Here is a 14,732-nt window from a genome sequence, read left to right as displayed (position 1 = left end):
CAATTTTACAAATATATTACAATTAATTTTCTAAAACAAAAGTAATTGTCACTATATCTTTGCCCTGTTCAAAATGATGAACACAACCAATAAACAAAACAACTAAATTTAATTTATTATGAAAAAGTCATTATTCGTAGCGGGTATCGCTGCATTAGCTCTTGTAGCTTGTAACAAAACTGAAACTGTAGAAACTGCTAGCGCTGCTGATTCTGCTACTGCTGCTTTAGCTGATTCTTCTGCTATGGTTGCTGATTCTGCTGCAATGGTTATTGATTCTGCTGCTGCTGTAACTGTAGATGCTGCTAAAGATGCTGCTTCTGCTACTACTGCTGCTGGTGCTGATATGGCTAAAGATGCTGCTAAAGGTGCTGCTGATGCTGCAACTGGTGCTGCTGATGCTGCTGCAGGTGCTGCTAACGACGTGAAAGATGCTACTAAATAATTAGCAACTACGTTACAATAAAATAACCGTTTCTCTAGTAGAAGCGGTTTTTTTGTGCTTTATTTTTTCAGCTTCTGTCGCAAAATTTCATAACAACAAATTGCTACGGCATTGCTTAAATTTAAAGAGTCTATACTTCCTGCCATTGGAACTAAAATGTTTTCACCTTTATTCAGCCAAAATTCGCTCAAGCCTGAATGTTCGGTTCCAAACAATAGCGCGCTTTTTCCTTTTAGATTTTTCTCAGAAATATTTACAGCACTTTCATCCATAAAAGTGGAGAACACCTGAAATTTATTCTTTAATAAAAATTCGAAGATCTCTTCATTGTTAGACTGGAAAATTTTCATCCCGAATAAACATCCAACACTTGATCGAATCACGTTTGGGTTGTAGAAATCGACTTTTGGATCAGCAATAATTAAGGCATCAATTCCAAACGCTTCACACGTCCGCAAGATGGCTCCAAGGTTTCCAGGTTTCTCCACACTTTCTACTACGATGACGGAGGAATTTTCTTGAGGGACAAAATTCTTTAAACTCGTATTCTTAATTTTGTAGACGCCGATAATTCCTTCAGAACTCCCGCGGTAGGCAATTTTATCGTAAATTTTTTCTGTTACTAAATTGATATTGCCCTTCGGAAAATCTCCGTCATAAATATCTTCGCAAACGAAATAATGGTGTGGCTCAAAATGAAATTGAAGCGCACGTTCATTTTCTTGTTTCCCTTCTACCACAAATAATCCCGATTTTTTACGAAAGCGATTATCCGAACTCAAACGCTGGATATTTTTTATTTTTTCATTTTGTAAACTTTCAATCAGCATAAGATTATAATTGTGATTTAGAGGAGAATTTTTTATTCGCCATTGCTCAGTAGATTTTCACTGGACTCTTCCAGACTTTGAGGAATGTTCTTTTTATTTTTAATGCCCAGAGATTTCAGCTTAATCGTTTGCGTGATTAGGTTATCATTTCCTGTAGACAATTGCTTAAATGCATCATTGTACACATTTTTCGCAGCATCGATATTTTTACCAATTTTTTCTAAATTATCCACGAAACCTACGAACTTATCATATAATTTAGCACCTCGTTCCGCAATTTCGGCCGCATTTTTATTTTGATATTCTCTTTTCCAAAGATCTGCAACCAGTTTTAAAGAAGTAATGAGGTTACTCGGATTGAGCAGTAATATTCTTCTTTCGTACGCAAAATTCCACAAATTAGGTTCCGCCTGCATCGCAGCAATATAAGCGGGTTCGCTCGGAATAAACATCATTACAAAATCCAAAGACTTATCATAATCATCATAGGCTTTGTCGCTTAATTGTTTGATGTGATTTTTCACCGAGTTAAGATGTTGATTCACCTTAATTTCGTACAAATCAGGATCACTTTCATCTACTAATTCGATGAAAGCAGTAAGGGAAACTTTCGAATCAATGATTACATTTCTTTCATCTGGATATTTTACGACTGCATCTGGACGCATTTTTTTGCCGGAAAATTCGGAGAATAGAGCTTTATTATCTTCATCCCGAAGTTCATGTTCTAAAAAATACTCTCGCCCTTTAACAAGTCCAGATTTTTCTAGAATGTTTTCCAAAATCATTTCGCCCCAGTTTCCCTGGGTTTTGCTTTCCCCTTTCAGTGCGCGCGTAAGTTTTTTTGCATCTTCGGAAATCTGTTGATTAAGCAAGGCCAATTCTTTTACTTTTTCACCCAAAGAAAAACGTTCTTTGGATTCTTTGTCATAAGTTTCGCCAACTTTATTTCGGAGTTCTGTTATCTTATCCTGAAATGGTTCGAGGATTTTCTTTAAATTATTTTGATTTAAAGTCGTAAATTTTTCCGTTTTCTCTTCTAAAATAGCATTGGCTAAATTTTTAAATTCATTCTTTGCCAATTCCTGCATCGCGGTAATTTCGTCTTTTTGCTTAACTAAAGAATTTTGTAAACCGTCATTAATGGCTATAAGCTCCGCATTTTTTGCGAAATAGTGCTCCTTGTCCATTTGAAGCGTTGCAAGTTGAGTTGCTTGAATGTTGTTTAAATCTTTCAGGTCTCGATATTGGTTAGTCAAAGAATCGTGCTCTGCTGAAATCGTAGCTAAATTTTGACGTAAAACATCCTGTGCATCAATTTGCTTCTGGTTTAATTCTTTTTCTTGCTTCAAACTATTTTTAAAGTCTTCGATTTGTCGGGAAGAATTCTCAAAGTCGGAACTTTTACGGATGAAATTCTGGTTGAGTTCATCAAAAGATTTACGGGAAACACTGGTGGATTTTAAATAGAAAAAAATGAGTAAACCTCCGATGAGTGTGCCTAAAATAATTCCAAGAAGGAGGGTTCCTATTTCCATGCCTCAAAAATAAGAAGAATTTGCCGATATTTCATTTTAGATTTTTCTCTGAGAAAGAAAAAACACTTAGATTTTAGACAAAATTTCAATATTTTTTGTCACGTCGGTATTTTCACAAGCTTGTAAACTTTTCAGCAATTTGGGCGGCGTATTTTTAGAAATGATGATATTTCTGGCAACAAGAGTAGTGGCATTACCTATCATATTGACCAGCGATGGTCTAATAAAACTGATGGAATCGGATAGGATAAAAGCACTCGCCCACGAAGTTTGTCGGGCTTTTGAGATGGCAAAATCTAAAACGATATTGTCTTTTCCCGGAGAGAGTTGGTCTACTAAAGCGATGGAACAGCAAATGGTATTAAGGGTTTCTTGAGCTTTTTGGTTGATAGAAGAAATCACCTCATTAATTTTCCGAAATCATTTTTTAAGGGATTTATTTTGCGATAAGGCATAATTGAAGCAACAGAAACGCCCAAATCCAGATTAATATGCGCATTAATTCCGAGGAGAATATGCTGCATCATTAAAAGATTTTTATTTTAGGCAGCTTCGAAAGCGGCAAATCAAGCATTAGGACATTCCTTATTATTACGATAATTTTCTAAAGCTTCGAAATAGCGGTTGGCGAAAGCCAAATCCAAGATGATCATTCTTTTTCCATCTTCGAATTTCTTCTTTTTAATCCCTTCCAAAACGGCTAAAATCATGATTCGATAAGAACAATCAAAGTATCTTTTTGCTCCACGCAATAATTTCATCCATTTTTACAATAATTTCTTCAATTGTTGTAAAGGTTTTCATTTGATTTAGGTTTTATTTTGAAGTAAAATTACTCATTTCTGTACAACAAAAATCACAGAAAAATCTGTGATTTGAGGACTTTATTTTTACATATTTTACGGATTTTCCTTCGCAATTTGTTTGTGATATTTCAAATGCATTGGAATTGCAGCGGAACCATACCAAGGTAAAATTTCGACTTCGAAAATTCCCGCTTTTATTGTCGGATCATTTTGCAAAAGCACTTTGGCTTCTTCTTCAGTTTTAACATCTAAGAGGAAAATTCCGCGATAACCTAAATCATTCTTGGTTGCGAAAGGTCCAGCGAGTTTTAATTGTCCATATTTTTCCATTGCAGACATATTTGCAAAATGCCCTTTAAAAAGCTCTTCTCTTTTTGCTTTATCTGTGAAGACATCATCATTCGGACCTGTTTTTAAAATAACAAGCATGTAAGATTTCATTCCTCTTTCGTCTGCTCCCAAGGAATCTGCTAATTTGTGGTTCAGAATATTTTTCGTCTTTGGGTTTTCAGCAACTTTCTGCTGAGCATTGCACGAGAGAACACATACGAAAAAGGCTAGAGTGATGATTACAGATTTCATAGTTTTGGTTTTTTTAATCTTCGATGCGTAAAAATTGTTTTGCAAGTTCAATCATTTTAGGATCGCCTGTATATTTTCCTCGTTCATCAGACAATTTTACGGTGGGAATCCAATCTCCATTTATAGATTGTGCGGCGATTAATTTCATTACAATATTCATGGGTTTTAATCCAACATCATTGGTTAAATTGGTTCCAATTCCGAAAGAAATTCCGATTCTTCCCTCGCACGCTTTCGTTATTTCTTCTACTTTTTCTAAGTTAAGACCATCAGAAAAAATAATGTATTTAAAGAGTGGATTTATACCGTTAATTTGATAATGGGCAATGGTTTTATTCGCAAATTCTATAGGATCGCCACTGTCATGACGAACGCCATCAAAGAGTTTTGCAAATTTCTTATCAAACTGCTGAAAGAAAACGTCGGTGGTGTAGGTATCAGATAAAGCAACTCCCAAATCTCCACGATAGACATCTACCCAATGTTCTAAGGAAAGCGCGTTTGCCATTTTAAATCCGTATTCGGCTGCGTGAAACATAAACCATTCATGAGCGTGCGTTCCGATTGGTTTTACGCCATATTTCATAGCAAAATGCACATTTGATGAGCCGATAAATTTGCTGGATTTATTCTGAATTAAAGCGTCAACCACCAAGTCTTGAACTTTGTAAGAATGTCTTCTGCGGGTGCCAAATTCTGCGAAGGTGACGCCTAACTTATTAAGTTGTTCGGCTTTGTTTAAAGTGGTTTCTATGACGAAATCATTAGGATTTCTTTGCATTTGATTCATCTCGTAATGCAGTTCGGAAATAAGCGCCAAAATGGGAACTTCCCATAAAATGGTGCGGTACCATTCTCCTTCTACCGTAACTTCGAGATTATTTACAGTTTGTACAATTTCAACTTCGGAGGGGTCATAATGGTATCCTGCCAGAAAATCCAGATATGGCAAATCAATGTAAGGACACGACCGGCGAAAAAATTCTTTCTCGGCTTTGGTCAGTTTTAATTCTGCCATGGCATCAATTACATTCCGCAATTCTGCTCCAAAATCATCTGGGAAATGATGATTTCCACGATTGATGAATTGATATTTTACTTTTTCATTGGGGAAGAGTTTAATGACGGCATTTTGCATCGTAAACTTGTAAAAATCATTATCGAGTAGGGATTTCAGTCGGACTTCCTTCATGGTAAAATATATATTTAAACAAATGTAAATATTCAAAACAAAAATCGCCTTAGGAAAGACGATTTTGTATTATTTATTTTCCGATAATAAAGGGGATAGAATGTATATCACGCCAATATTTTCACTATTAAATATTTCTATTTTCCAAGGTAGGAATTATACATCCAAACTTCTTTTTCCTGTTCCGTAATGTAATCACTCATCTGAGAATTAGTTCCTTCATCACCGGCTTTTTCAGTAATATCCAAAAGATCACGTTGCAGATCAATTACCGTTTTAAAAGAGGCTAAAATATTTTGCACACATACTTTTCCCTCTGCTACTTCTTTGCTCTCTTTTACCGTAGAAAACTGTAAATAATCAGAATAATTGTGATTTGGGGTAGATCCGAGCGTTAGAATTCTCTCTGCGATTTCATCAATTTTTAAAACCAAATTATTATACAGTTCCTCGAATTTCGGATGAAGTGTGAAAAAATCATCTCCTTTAATGTTCCAATGAGCCCCTCGGGTATTTTGGTAGAACAGAGAATAATTTGCTAAAAGTATGTTTAATTTTTCTGAAATTTCTTGGCAATCGCTTTCTTTCAGACCAATAATATTTGGATTGTTCATAAAATTTATTTTTATCAAAATTACGAAACGCAGCTTGGATTTCCAAAAATTGGTGATTGATGATTCAGATTGTTGCTATATATCAGGATTTAGCTGGAATTTTATTTCTTAATGAATTTAAATGATTGTAATCCTTCAGAAGTTTTAATGGTTAGAATATATGTTGATGATGGAAGTTGACTTACATTAATAGTTTTGGACTTTTCTGTAAGAATTAACTTTCCGGTAAGATCAAACACAAACACATCTTCAATATCTCTTCTGGTTGTTTTAATGTAGAGGAAATCCGAAGTTGGATTTGGATATACAATCAAATCTTGCTGAGACTCTTCGATTCCTAAAGATTGAGTTAGAGTGATAGGCTCCCGAAAAAAAGATATTTCTAAAAGTTCTTTTGGTAATTCTTCAAAGGTATAAGCTTCGCAGGTGTATTCGGTATAATCACTTTCTTCAACTTTGTTAATGAAATAACTCTCGGTAGTGGAAGTTATTTTTTGATCTAAATTTTTAAACCAAGTAAATTGATAATCATTTCCACTTAATGACTGAGGCAGAGAAACAGAATTTCCCAAGACTGCGGAAACAGTTTTTAGCTCATCATATCGCTGCGGAGAATAGGTGAAATCTGCCATCATTTTTTCTTTCAGCATAAAATTTTTAATATCCGCTTTTGTAAAATTATTATTTTCTAAAAAAGTCAGCGCAGGAATATTTTCTGGGATTTCGCCTGAAAGCTGGTTTGCAGTTAAAGAGAGCATTTGTAATTTCTTCAGCTGCAAAAGTACTGTAGGAAAAGCGCCGGAGATTAAATTTTTGTCCAAATAAATTTGCTCTAACTCCTTTAAAGCCACTAAATTTTCAAATCCGCTGGAGAGTTTGTTATCGGAAAGATTCAAATGAATAAGGCTTTTCAGTTGAGAAAGCTCTAAAGGAAAATTTTCAATTTTATTGTTTGCCAAAGAAAGCCATTCTAAATTCTTGAGATTAGATAAAACCGTGGTGTAATTGGGTGCAAAAACATTATTGCTCACATCCAAAGACCTTAGCAGTGTTAAAGTCGAAAGTTCTGTAGGAATTTTGGTCAATTCGTTTCCAGAGAGATTGAGTTCTTTTAAGGAAAGTAAAGTTGATAAGTTGCTGAAATCTTGAGAAATTTTATTGTTGCTCAGATTCAGGGAGCTAAGATTGGTGAGTGTTGCGATTTTTTGCGGCACACTCGTTAATCCCAAGTGCGATAAATCTAAAATTTTAACACGCGGAAAACTTTGAAGAAAAGAATTAACATCTGCAAAGGTGAAATTATTATTTCCGATGGATATTTCCTCAAGATTGGTTAAGGGGAGGATGATGTTGGAGGGATCACCACTGAGATGATTGTTACTAATGTCTAACCGAATTAGATTTGTAAAAGAAGCAATCGAGGGAGAAATTGCGCCCACCAATTGATTCGAACTTAAGTCCAGCTTTTGCAATTTAGAAAACCCGGAAATGGTGGGAAAATTCCCTTTCAAGGAATTCCCGCGAAGATTTATTTCAATTACATTCCCGTTCTTTATCTTTATTCCATACCAAAATTTTGGGTCTTTTTGCTGATCCCAGGTTTGACTCCAAGCATCCCCAGCAGTGGAATTGTAAATATTTAGTAAGGCGCTTCTTTCTGCGAAGGAGATGCTCCATTGCTGCGAAAATAAGAATTGCGAAAATAATAAAAAGAGTAGAATTTTTTTCACCTAATATGTGTTTTTTGAGGATACAAATATATATTAAAAGTTGATACAGAAATTTAAAAGGATAAAATTTTGCATATTTGCGAGATGAGGAGATTTTTACATTTTTTGAGATGAAGAAGTATATTTATTTGGCGGTCTTTGTGGTAGTCATTTACTTTTTCCAATCTTTCTTTCTGGCTACAGGAGGAATTGGTGCAGACAGTCTTTCTTATTTTGGAATTGCTGCTGATTTCCCCAAGATCGAAACCAATCTCTTTCCTTTAGGATTTCCGGCCTTGATAAAAATGCATCATTTCATATTTCAAGATTATTTTTGGGCTTCGAAATTTCTGCATATTTCTATGGTTTTGGGCATTCTGGCATTTTCTTATTTCAAGAAATTTTATTTTCGAGAAACAGTCCTTTTATTTACGGGTAAGACTTTATTTTTTGTGTTTAATATAGTGTCCTCAGAAGGAACTTTTGTTTTCCTCCTGTATTTCCTAATTTACGTTCTTCATCAAAAATTACATGATTTGATCAAACCACTTAAGTTTGTATTATTAGCATCATTTTTAATGATTTGCCTCTTTGCTGTACGGTACTCAGGTATTTATATTTATTTAGGAATTCTTGTGTACTTCGGTTTTCAATTCATAAGAAACAGAACTTTTCCGGATATAATGGATTGGTTCCAATTTCTAGCTCTCTCGGGATTTGGAATTGGATGTTATTTGGCGTTTAATTATTTCAGTTTTGGAAGTTTTACTGGTGAACATTTGCGTGGCGCTCCCGCTCAATTTTATCCTATTTATATTTTTCGGGATTTACTGGGAATGGTGAATGTGGTGGATCCTTTTCTCGGCATAAAGCCAGCTTCCAATAGTTTCGGTAGCATTGCTTTCCAAGTTTTAATTATGATTATTGATGTCTTTATATTAAAATACCTTCTGACCTTATATAAAAGGAAGCGATCTTTAATTAATTTAAACTTTCATCATCTTCTTTGGTCCATTGCTGTAATTTATACTTTGGCATTATTTGTTTCAGGATTATTTCAGCAAATAGAAGAAATGAATGTTCGAATGCTTGCTGCGGCCAATTTTTGTCTCTTCTTTTCTTTTCTCCTTATATATTATGCCGATTTAAAATCTGATAAGTTAATCTTCAGAGTTGGATCTTTCTTTCTTGTGTTTCTAACGTTATACAGTTTAAAAATTCCAGAGAATTATTTGAGAAACAAAGCGCAAATTGCTGCTCAGATGCCCAAGTTCGAAGCTAAAAAATATTTATTTGATAATGAGCAAGCCGAAAAAATTACAACCACATATGAAATTCCTATTTTAAAGAAATCATATCAATATCAACATACCAATTCTCAAAAAGGATCTATTAAGCAAAGTGTTGCAGGAACAGTAAATCCGAAGATTAAATGGCTGAAATATGACACCATACCAGAGAAATCTTCAGTGCTTTATACCTCTGAGTTGGTTTTGGAATAAGTTCAAGAACAGACCATTACAGAATAAAATATTTCTAGAATTTAAATACTCAGTTGTGTTTGTGAGTTAGAAAATAATTTCTTAATTTTGCCCCCTAAAATAAAAAGCAATTTAATGCCTACTATTCAACAATTAGTAAGAAAAGGAAGAGTCTCGCTTGCCAAGAAGAGCAAATCGGCTGCCCTTGAATCTTGTCCACAAAGACGAGGTGTATGTACAAGAGTATATACTACCACACCTAAGAAACCTAACTCTGCACTTAGAAAAGTTGCAAGGGTAAGACTTTCAAACGGTAAAGAAGTTAACGCCTATATCCCGGGCGAAGGACATAATTTACAGGAGCACTCGATAGTATTGGTTAGAGGCGGAAGGGTGAAAGACCTACCGGGAGTACGTTATCACATTGTTCGTGGAGCTTTGGACACCGCAGGTGTAGCTGGTAGAACTCAAAGAAGATCTAAATACGGAGCCAAAAGACCAAAACCAGGTCAGGCAGCTGCAGCACCAGCAAAAGGTAAGAAAAAGTAATCATTAATTTTTAAGAAACGAAACAATGAGAAAGACAAAAGCGAAAAAAAGACCGTTGTTACCGGATCCTAAATTTAGTGATCAACTGGTAACAAGATTTGTAAACAATTTGATGTACGATGGTAAAAAATCCATCGCATTCAAAATTTTCTATGATGCAATGGATATCGTAGAAGCAAAGAAAGGAGAAAACGAAAAAGAATCATTAGAGATTTGGAAAGATGCTTTAACTAACGTAATGCCGCACGTAGAAGTACGTTCACGCAGAATCGGTGGTGCTAACTTCCAAATTCCAATGCCAATTCGTGCTGATAGAAAAATTTCTATGGCCATGAAATGGTTAATCAAATATTCAAAAGCAAGAAACGATAAATCAATGGCTCAGAAATTAGCCTCTGAAGTTATCGCTGCTGCTAAAGAAGAAGGTGCTGCGTATAAAAAGAAAACAGACACTCACAGAATGGCTGAAGCAAACAAAGCATTTTCACACTTTAAATTCTAATCTGAAATGGCAAGAGATCTTAAATTAACAAGAAACATCGGTATCGCTGCGCACATTGATGCAGGGAAAACCACCACTACAGAAAGAATTTTATTCTACACCGGAGTTAATCACAAAATTGGAGAAGTACATGATGGTGCTTCTACAATGGACTGGATGGAGCAGGAAGCAGAAAGAGGTATTACTATTACTTCTGCAGCAACTACTTGTGAATGGAATTTTCCAACAACGCAAGGGAAACTATTGCCAGAATCTAAACCTTATCACTTTAACATTATTGATACTCCTGGACACGTAGATTTTACGGTTGAGGTAAACAGATCTTTAAGAGTTTTAGACGGTTTGGTGTTTTTGTTTTCAGCAGTAGATGGTGTTGAGCCACAATCTGAAACTAACTGGAGATTAGCTGATAACTACAGCGTAGCGAGACTTGGTTTCGTAAATAAAATGGACCGTCAAGGTGCAGATTTTTTAATGGTAGTAAATCAGGTGAAAGAAATGTTAGGTTCTAATGCAGTTCCTATTGTTTTACCAATTGGTGCTGAAGAAACATTTAAAGGTGTTGTAGATTTAATCAAAAACAGAGCAATTGTTTGGGATGAAGAAGGACAAGGTGCAACTTATGAAGTAGTGCCAATTCCGGAAGACATGAAAGCTGAAGTGCTGGAATACAGAGAGAAATTAGTAGAAGCTGTTGCAGATTATGATGATACTTTGATGGAGAAATTCTTCGAAGATCCAGACTCAATTTCAGAAGACGAAATTAATGAAGCTTTGAGAAAAGCAACTATTGATTTATCTATTATTCCAATGACTTGTGGTTCTTCCTTTAAAAATAAAGGGGTGCAGTTTATGTTGGATGCAGTTTGTAAATATCTTCCTTCTCCTATGGATAAAGATGATATCGTAGGAACTAATCCTGATACTGAGTTAGAAGTTACAAGAAAACCTAGTGTTACAGAGCCTTTCGCTGCATTGGCCTTTAAAATTGCGACCGATCCTTTTGTAGGTAGATTAGCATTTTTCAGAGCTTATTCCGGAAGATTAGATGCAGGTTCTTATGTTTTGAACACAAGATCTGGTAACAAAGAAAGAATTTCTCGTATTTACCAAATGCATGCGAACAAGCAGAATCCTGTAGAATATATTGAAGCAGGAGATATTGGCGCAGCAGTAGGATTTAAATCCATCAAAACAGGGGATACTTTGTGCGATGAGAAACATCCTATCGTTTTAGAATCTATGGTTTTCCCAGATCCAGTAATTGGTATCGCGGTTGAACCAAAAACTAAAGCTGATCAAGATAAAATGGGGAACGCTTTGGCTAAATTAGCGGAAGAAGATCCTACTTTCCAGGTTAAAACTGATGAGGCTTCTGGTCAAACCATCATTTCAGGAATGGGTGAACTTCACCTAGATATTCTTGTTGATCGTATGAGAAGAGAATTCAAAGTTGAAGTAAACCAAGGGCAACCTCAAGTGGAGTACAAAGAAAATCTTACGGAGACAGCCAATCACAGAGAAGTTTACAAAAAACAATCTGGTGGTCGTGGTAAATTTGCAGATATCGTTTTCACCATTGGACCGGCTACAGATGGCAAACCAGGTTTGGAATTTGTAAACGAGATTAAAGGTGGTAACGTTCCAAAAGAATTTGTACCGGCTGTAGAAAAAGGATTTAAAGAATGTTTGAAGAACGGTCCATTAGCTGGTTTTGAAGTTGAAGGCTTTAAAATTGTGTTAAAAGATGGGTCTTTCCACCCAGTGGATTCCGATGCATTATCTTTTGAATTAGCGGCGAAAATTGGATTCAGAGAAGCTGGTAAAAAAGCAAAACCTGTAATCATGGAGCCGATCATGAAAATTGAAGTAGTGACTCCGGAAGAATACATGGGAGATATTGTAGGTGACCTTAACAAAAGAAGGGGAACTATCAATGGAATGGATGATCGTAACAACGCGAAAGTAATCAAAGGATTTGTTCCACTTTCAGAAATGTTCGGGTATGTAACCACTCTAAGAACACTTTCTTCAGGAAGAGCAACCTCTTCTATGGAATTTGAAAAATATGAGCCGGCTCCTACAAACGTTGCAGAAGCAATTATTGCAAAAGCAAGAGGTTAATCTTAAATCTAAATTAAAATGTCACAAAGAATCAGAATAAAATTAAAATCTTACGATTACAGTTTAGTAGATAAATCTGCTGAGAAAATCGTAAGAACGGTAAAAGCTACAGGTGCTGTTGTAAACGGACCAATCCCTTTGCCAACCAATAAGAGAATCTTCACTGTACTAAGATCTCCGCACGTAAACAAAAAAGCAAGAGAGCAATTTCAATTGTCTGCACACAAAAGATTGATGGATATCTATTCCTCTTCTTCTAAAACAGTAGATGCTTTAATGAAATTAGAACTTCCTTCAGGAGTTGACGTAGAAATCAAAGTATGATGATGCCGTTAAAAGGTGGAGGTTTAAAGACCGAAGTTTTTTAACAACACGTACTAAATATTAATCCCTTTTCGAAAGATTAGGGATTTTTTACTTTGTCAAAGTTCTAAATCTTTGACAAAGTTTACAGTCAAAGAAAATTAAAATCAGCGCAGATCTGTGAAATCTGTGAGTTGCATTTCAAGAAGCAAGAACATTATTTTTCCTCCCAAAGATCACACGCGCTGTCCACTATATCTTTTTATATTTTTTGAGAAAAAAAATAAAAAGAATGCCGCTTCAATCGGGGCTAGGATAAAATTAAATGCTTCCACAGTAGTAGTTTTAGCTCCTTTATTCTGGTGGAAGAGATCACTTTTACAGCAGAAAAGTAAAATTGTAAACACAATTTAAGCCACCGCAGTTGTTTTAAACTTAACGACTTTTTATTCGATTATTAATTTCTCTTTATTTTCATTATTGATGGAAATAAAATAAACTCCTTTAGGTAAACCCGAAATATCGTAATTCTTACTTTTTGCAAATTTTTTCACCAGTTGTCCTACAGAATTATAAATTACAAGTTCTTCAATGTCAATTTTAGACTGAATAGAGAAACTATTTTTAGCCGGATTTGGATAGATTTTAAATTCTTTGGTTTCAAATTCCGACGTTCCCAATATTGGTTTTTTTCGAACAATGAATAGTCCCCTTTCTATATCACTTATAATAACATTACCACTCGGAAAATATGGATAATTACTCCAGGCACCATTAAATTGATTTACATTATTAGATGGATAGGTATCAAAATAGCCTACCTCATTCATTGTACCTGATCCATTAATATTTGATGTATTCAATATACGCAAACCAGCGGTGTAGTTTGCTAAATAAAATTCATTTTCTTTGGTATATCCATTGTGGTCAATTGCAGCAGTAGGCCCAAAGTATTGACCCTTCAATGCAGGATTGTCTAAGCTTGTTAGATCAACAATAATAGAACGGGTATTATTTCCAAAAGTAACCTCGTCTTCTTCATCTCCTACAATAAAATATTTTTGGTCTGGTGTAAGCCAACCTTGATGGGTATAACTTACATTGCTGTAGGTGAAGCTTGATAATATTACTGGGTTAGCTTTATTTGTTACATTCATAATGACAACCTCGTTCTCATTGGCACCAAAAAATATTTCCTGACCAGTGTAGTTTATATCAGGACCGTTGTAAGTCACAATTTGAGCGTCGTGGGAATATCCCGCATTAGCATAGCCAAAAGAAAAAACTGGATTTAAAGGATTTTGAATATTCACAACACGAGGTCCTCCTCCAAAGGTATTTGTTCCTATGCAATAGGCAAAACCTGAGGTTTCATTTATAGCGATATTGTGGCAATTTCCGAAACCACTATAGAGTGCATCAGGAGTAAAAACAACAGGTGTTGTCACCGTTCTTAAACGTGTTAAATCAAAAATTTGTATGCCATGACCAGCTGCTTCGCTTACTATAAAAGCATAATTTTTGTAAACCTTTATATCGCGCCAAATGCTACTTACATTATTTCGCGAATTTATTTTTCCTAAATATATTGGTGTCGTTGGGTTTGTAATATCCACAAAGGCGGTATGTGTGGTAGTTCCGATGATGGCGTATTCTCTTCCGTTAACGGGATCAGTCCAACCCCAACAATCATTACCTTCTGTTGATGCAGTTCCTCCCAGCTGAGTTAAGGTCAATCTTGACATTAGATCAATTTCATCACACGGATAAACACCTGCAAATCCAGATGTACAAGGTGTTTGAGCATAACTAAAGCTCACAAATAATAAAGTAAAGAACTTAAGTAATTTTATTTTCATCGTATTATTTTTTTAGATATTCGTACTAGCAATTTTTACCATTATATAATAGTTATTCCGAGATCTGAAAATCGTATTATAATTGACACGTATATTTCGCAAACAGCCTATATTTGAAATTCTTTGCAGAATATTCCAGCACAAGTGTATTTAGTTGCAAATTAACATCTTTTATCTCAACTTAAGGGATAATAACGC

Annotated in this window: 13 protein-coding genes and 1 pseudogene; 6 read left to right on the top strand and 8 right to left on the bottom strand. The window is 35.2% G+C overall.

The window, feature by feature from the left end; all coding sequences use genetic code 11:
- The first annotated feature begins 118 nt into the window (after window positions 1–118).
- Window positions 119–445 carry a hypothetical protein gene (locus tag RCH13_RS12105; protein ID WP_326987505.1) on the top strand — a complete coding sequence of 109 codons (327 nt, stop codon included), beginning with the start codon at window positions 119–121 and terminating at the stop codon, window positions 443–445.
- A 59-nt stretch (window positions 446–504) separates the two neighbouring features.
- Here RCH13_RS12105 and RCH13_RS12100 read toward each other — a convergent pair whose 3' ends face one another.
- The 7 genes and pseudogenes from RCH13_RS12100 to RCH13_RS12070 form a co-directional block, all read right to left on the bottom strand.
- Window positions 505–1,275 (bottom strand): TrmH family RNA methyltransferase, encoded by a 771-nt coding sequence (locus RCH13_RS12100; RefSeq protein WP_326987504.1) that lies wholly within the window; start codon window positions 1,273–1,275, stop codon window positions 505–507.
- A 32-nt stretch (window positions 1,276–1,307) separates the two neighbouring features.
- Window positions 1,308–2,813: a DNA recombination protein RmuC gene (locus RCH13_RS12095; protein WP_326987503.1), complete on the bottom strand. Its 1,506-nt coding sequence runs from the start codon at window positions 2,811–2,813 to the stop codon at window positions 1,308–1,310.
- A 66-nt stretch (window positions 2,814–2,879) separates the two neighbouring features.
- Window positions 2,880–3,523, bottom strand: a pseudogene (locus tag RCH13_RS12090) (DUF5995 family protein).
- Between the two features lie 189 nt (window positions 3,524–3,712).
- Window positions 3,713–4,201, bottom strand: a complete 489-nt coding sequence (locus RCH13_RS12085; RefSeq protein ID WP_326987502.1) for a YciI family protein — start codon at window positions 4,199–4,201, stop codon at window positions 3,713–3,715.
- A gap of 13 nt (window positions 4,202–4,214) precedes the next feature.
- Window positions 4,215–5,393 (bottom strand): nicotinate phosphoribosyltransferase, encoded by a 1,179-nt coding sequence (gene pncB / locus RCH13_RS12080; RefSeq protein WP_326987501.1) that lies wholly within the window; start codon window positions 5,391–5,393, stop codon window positions 4,215–4,217.
- Window positions 5,394–5,530: 137 nt separating this feature from the next.
- Window positions 5,531–6,007: a Dps family protein gene (locus tag RCH13_RS12075; RefSeq protein ID WP_326987500.1), complete on the bottom strand. Its 477-nt coding sequence runs from the start codon at window positions 6,005–6,007 to the stop codon at window positions 5,531–5,533.
- Window positions 6,008–6,108: 101 nt separating this feature from the next.
- Window positions 6,109–7,737, bottom strand: a complete 1,629-nt coding sequence (locus RCH13_RS12070; RefSeq protein ID WP_326987499.1) for a T9SS type A sorting domain-containing protein — start codon at window positions 7,735–7,737, stop codon at window positions 6,109–6,111.
- 110 nt (window positions 7,738–7,847) lie between these two features.
- Here RCH13_RS12070 and RCH13_RS12065 point away from each other — a divergent pair, with 110 nt between their 5' ends.
- The 5 genes from RCH13_RS12065 to rpsJ all read left to right on the top strand — a co-directional run bounded on the left by RCH13_RS12065 (window position 7,848) and on the right by rpsJ (window position 12,696).
- Window positions 7,848–9,218 (top strand): hypothetical protein, encoded by a 1,371-nt coding sequence (locus RCH13_RS12065; protein WP_326987498.1) that lies wholly within the window; start codon window positions 7,848–7,850, stop codon window positions 9,216–9,218.
- A gap of 114 nt (window positions 9,219–9,332) precedes the next feature.
- Complete coding sequence (gene rpsL / locus RCH13_RS12060; protein ID WP_034718671.1) at window positions 9,333–9,746, top strand: 30S ribosomal protein S12; 414 nt, start codon at window positions 9,333–9,335, stop codon at window positions 9,744–9,746.
- Between the two features lie 25 nt (window positions 9,747–9,771).
- On the top strand, window positions 9,772–10,248 hold the full coding sequence (rpsG, locus tag RCH13_RS12055; protein WP_326987497.1) for a 30S ribosomal protein S7: 477 nt from the start codon (window positions 9,772–9,774) through the stop codon (window positions 10,246–10,248).
- 6 nt (window positions 10,249–10,254) lie between these two features.
- Window positions 10,255–12,372, top strand: a complete 2,118-nt coding sequence (gene fusA / locus RCH13_RS12050; protein WP_326987496.1) for an elongation factor G — start codon at window positions 10,255–10,257, stop codon at window positions 12,370–12,372.
- Between the two features lie 18 nt (window positions 12,373–12,390).
- Window positions 12,391–12,696 carry a 30S ribosomal protein S10 gene (gene rpsJ / locus RCH13_RS12045; protein WP_015806753.1) on the top strand — a complete coding sequence of 102 codons (306 nt, stop codon included), beginning with the start codon at window positions 12,391–12,393 and terminating at the stop codon, window positions 12,694–12,696.
- 425 nt (window positions 12,697–13,121) lie between these two features.
- Here rpsJ and RCH13_RS12040 read toward each other — a convergent pair whose 3' ends face one another.
- On the bottom strand, window positions 13,122–14,534 hold the full coding sequence (locus RCH13_RS12040; protein ID WP_326987495.1) for a choice-of-anchor B family protein: 1,413 nt from the start codon (window positions 14,532–14,534) through the stop codon (window positions 13,122–13,124).
- Window positions 14,535–14,732: the final 198 nt, after the last annotated feature.

Origin of the sequence: Chryseobacterium sp. MP_3.2, assembly GCF_035984805.1 — a bacterium.
In the GTDB taxonomy this organism is placed as follows: Bacteria; Bacteroidota; Bacteroidia; order Flavobacteriales; family Weeksellaceae; genus Kaistella.
This window is presented reverse-complemented; position numbering and strand designations above follow the sequence as displayed.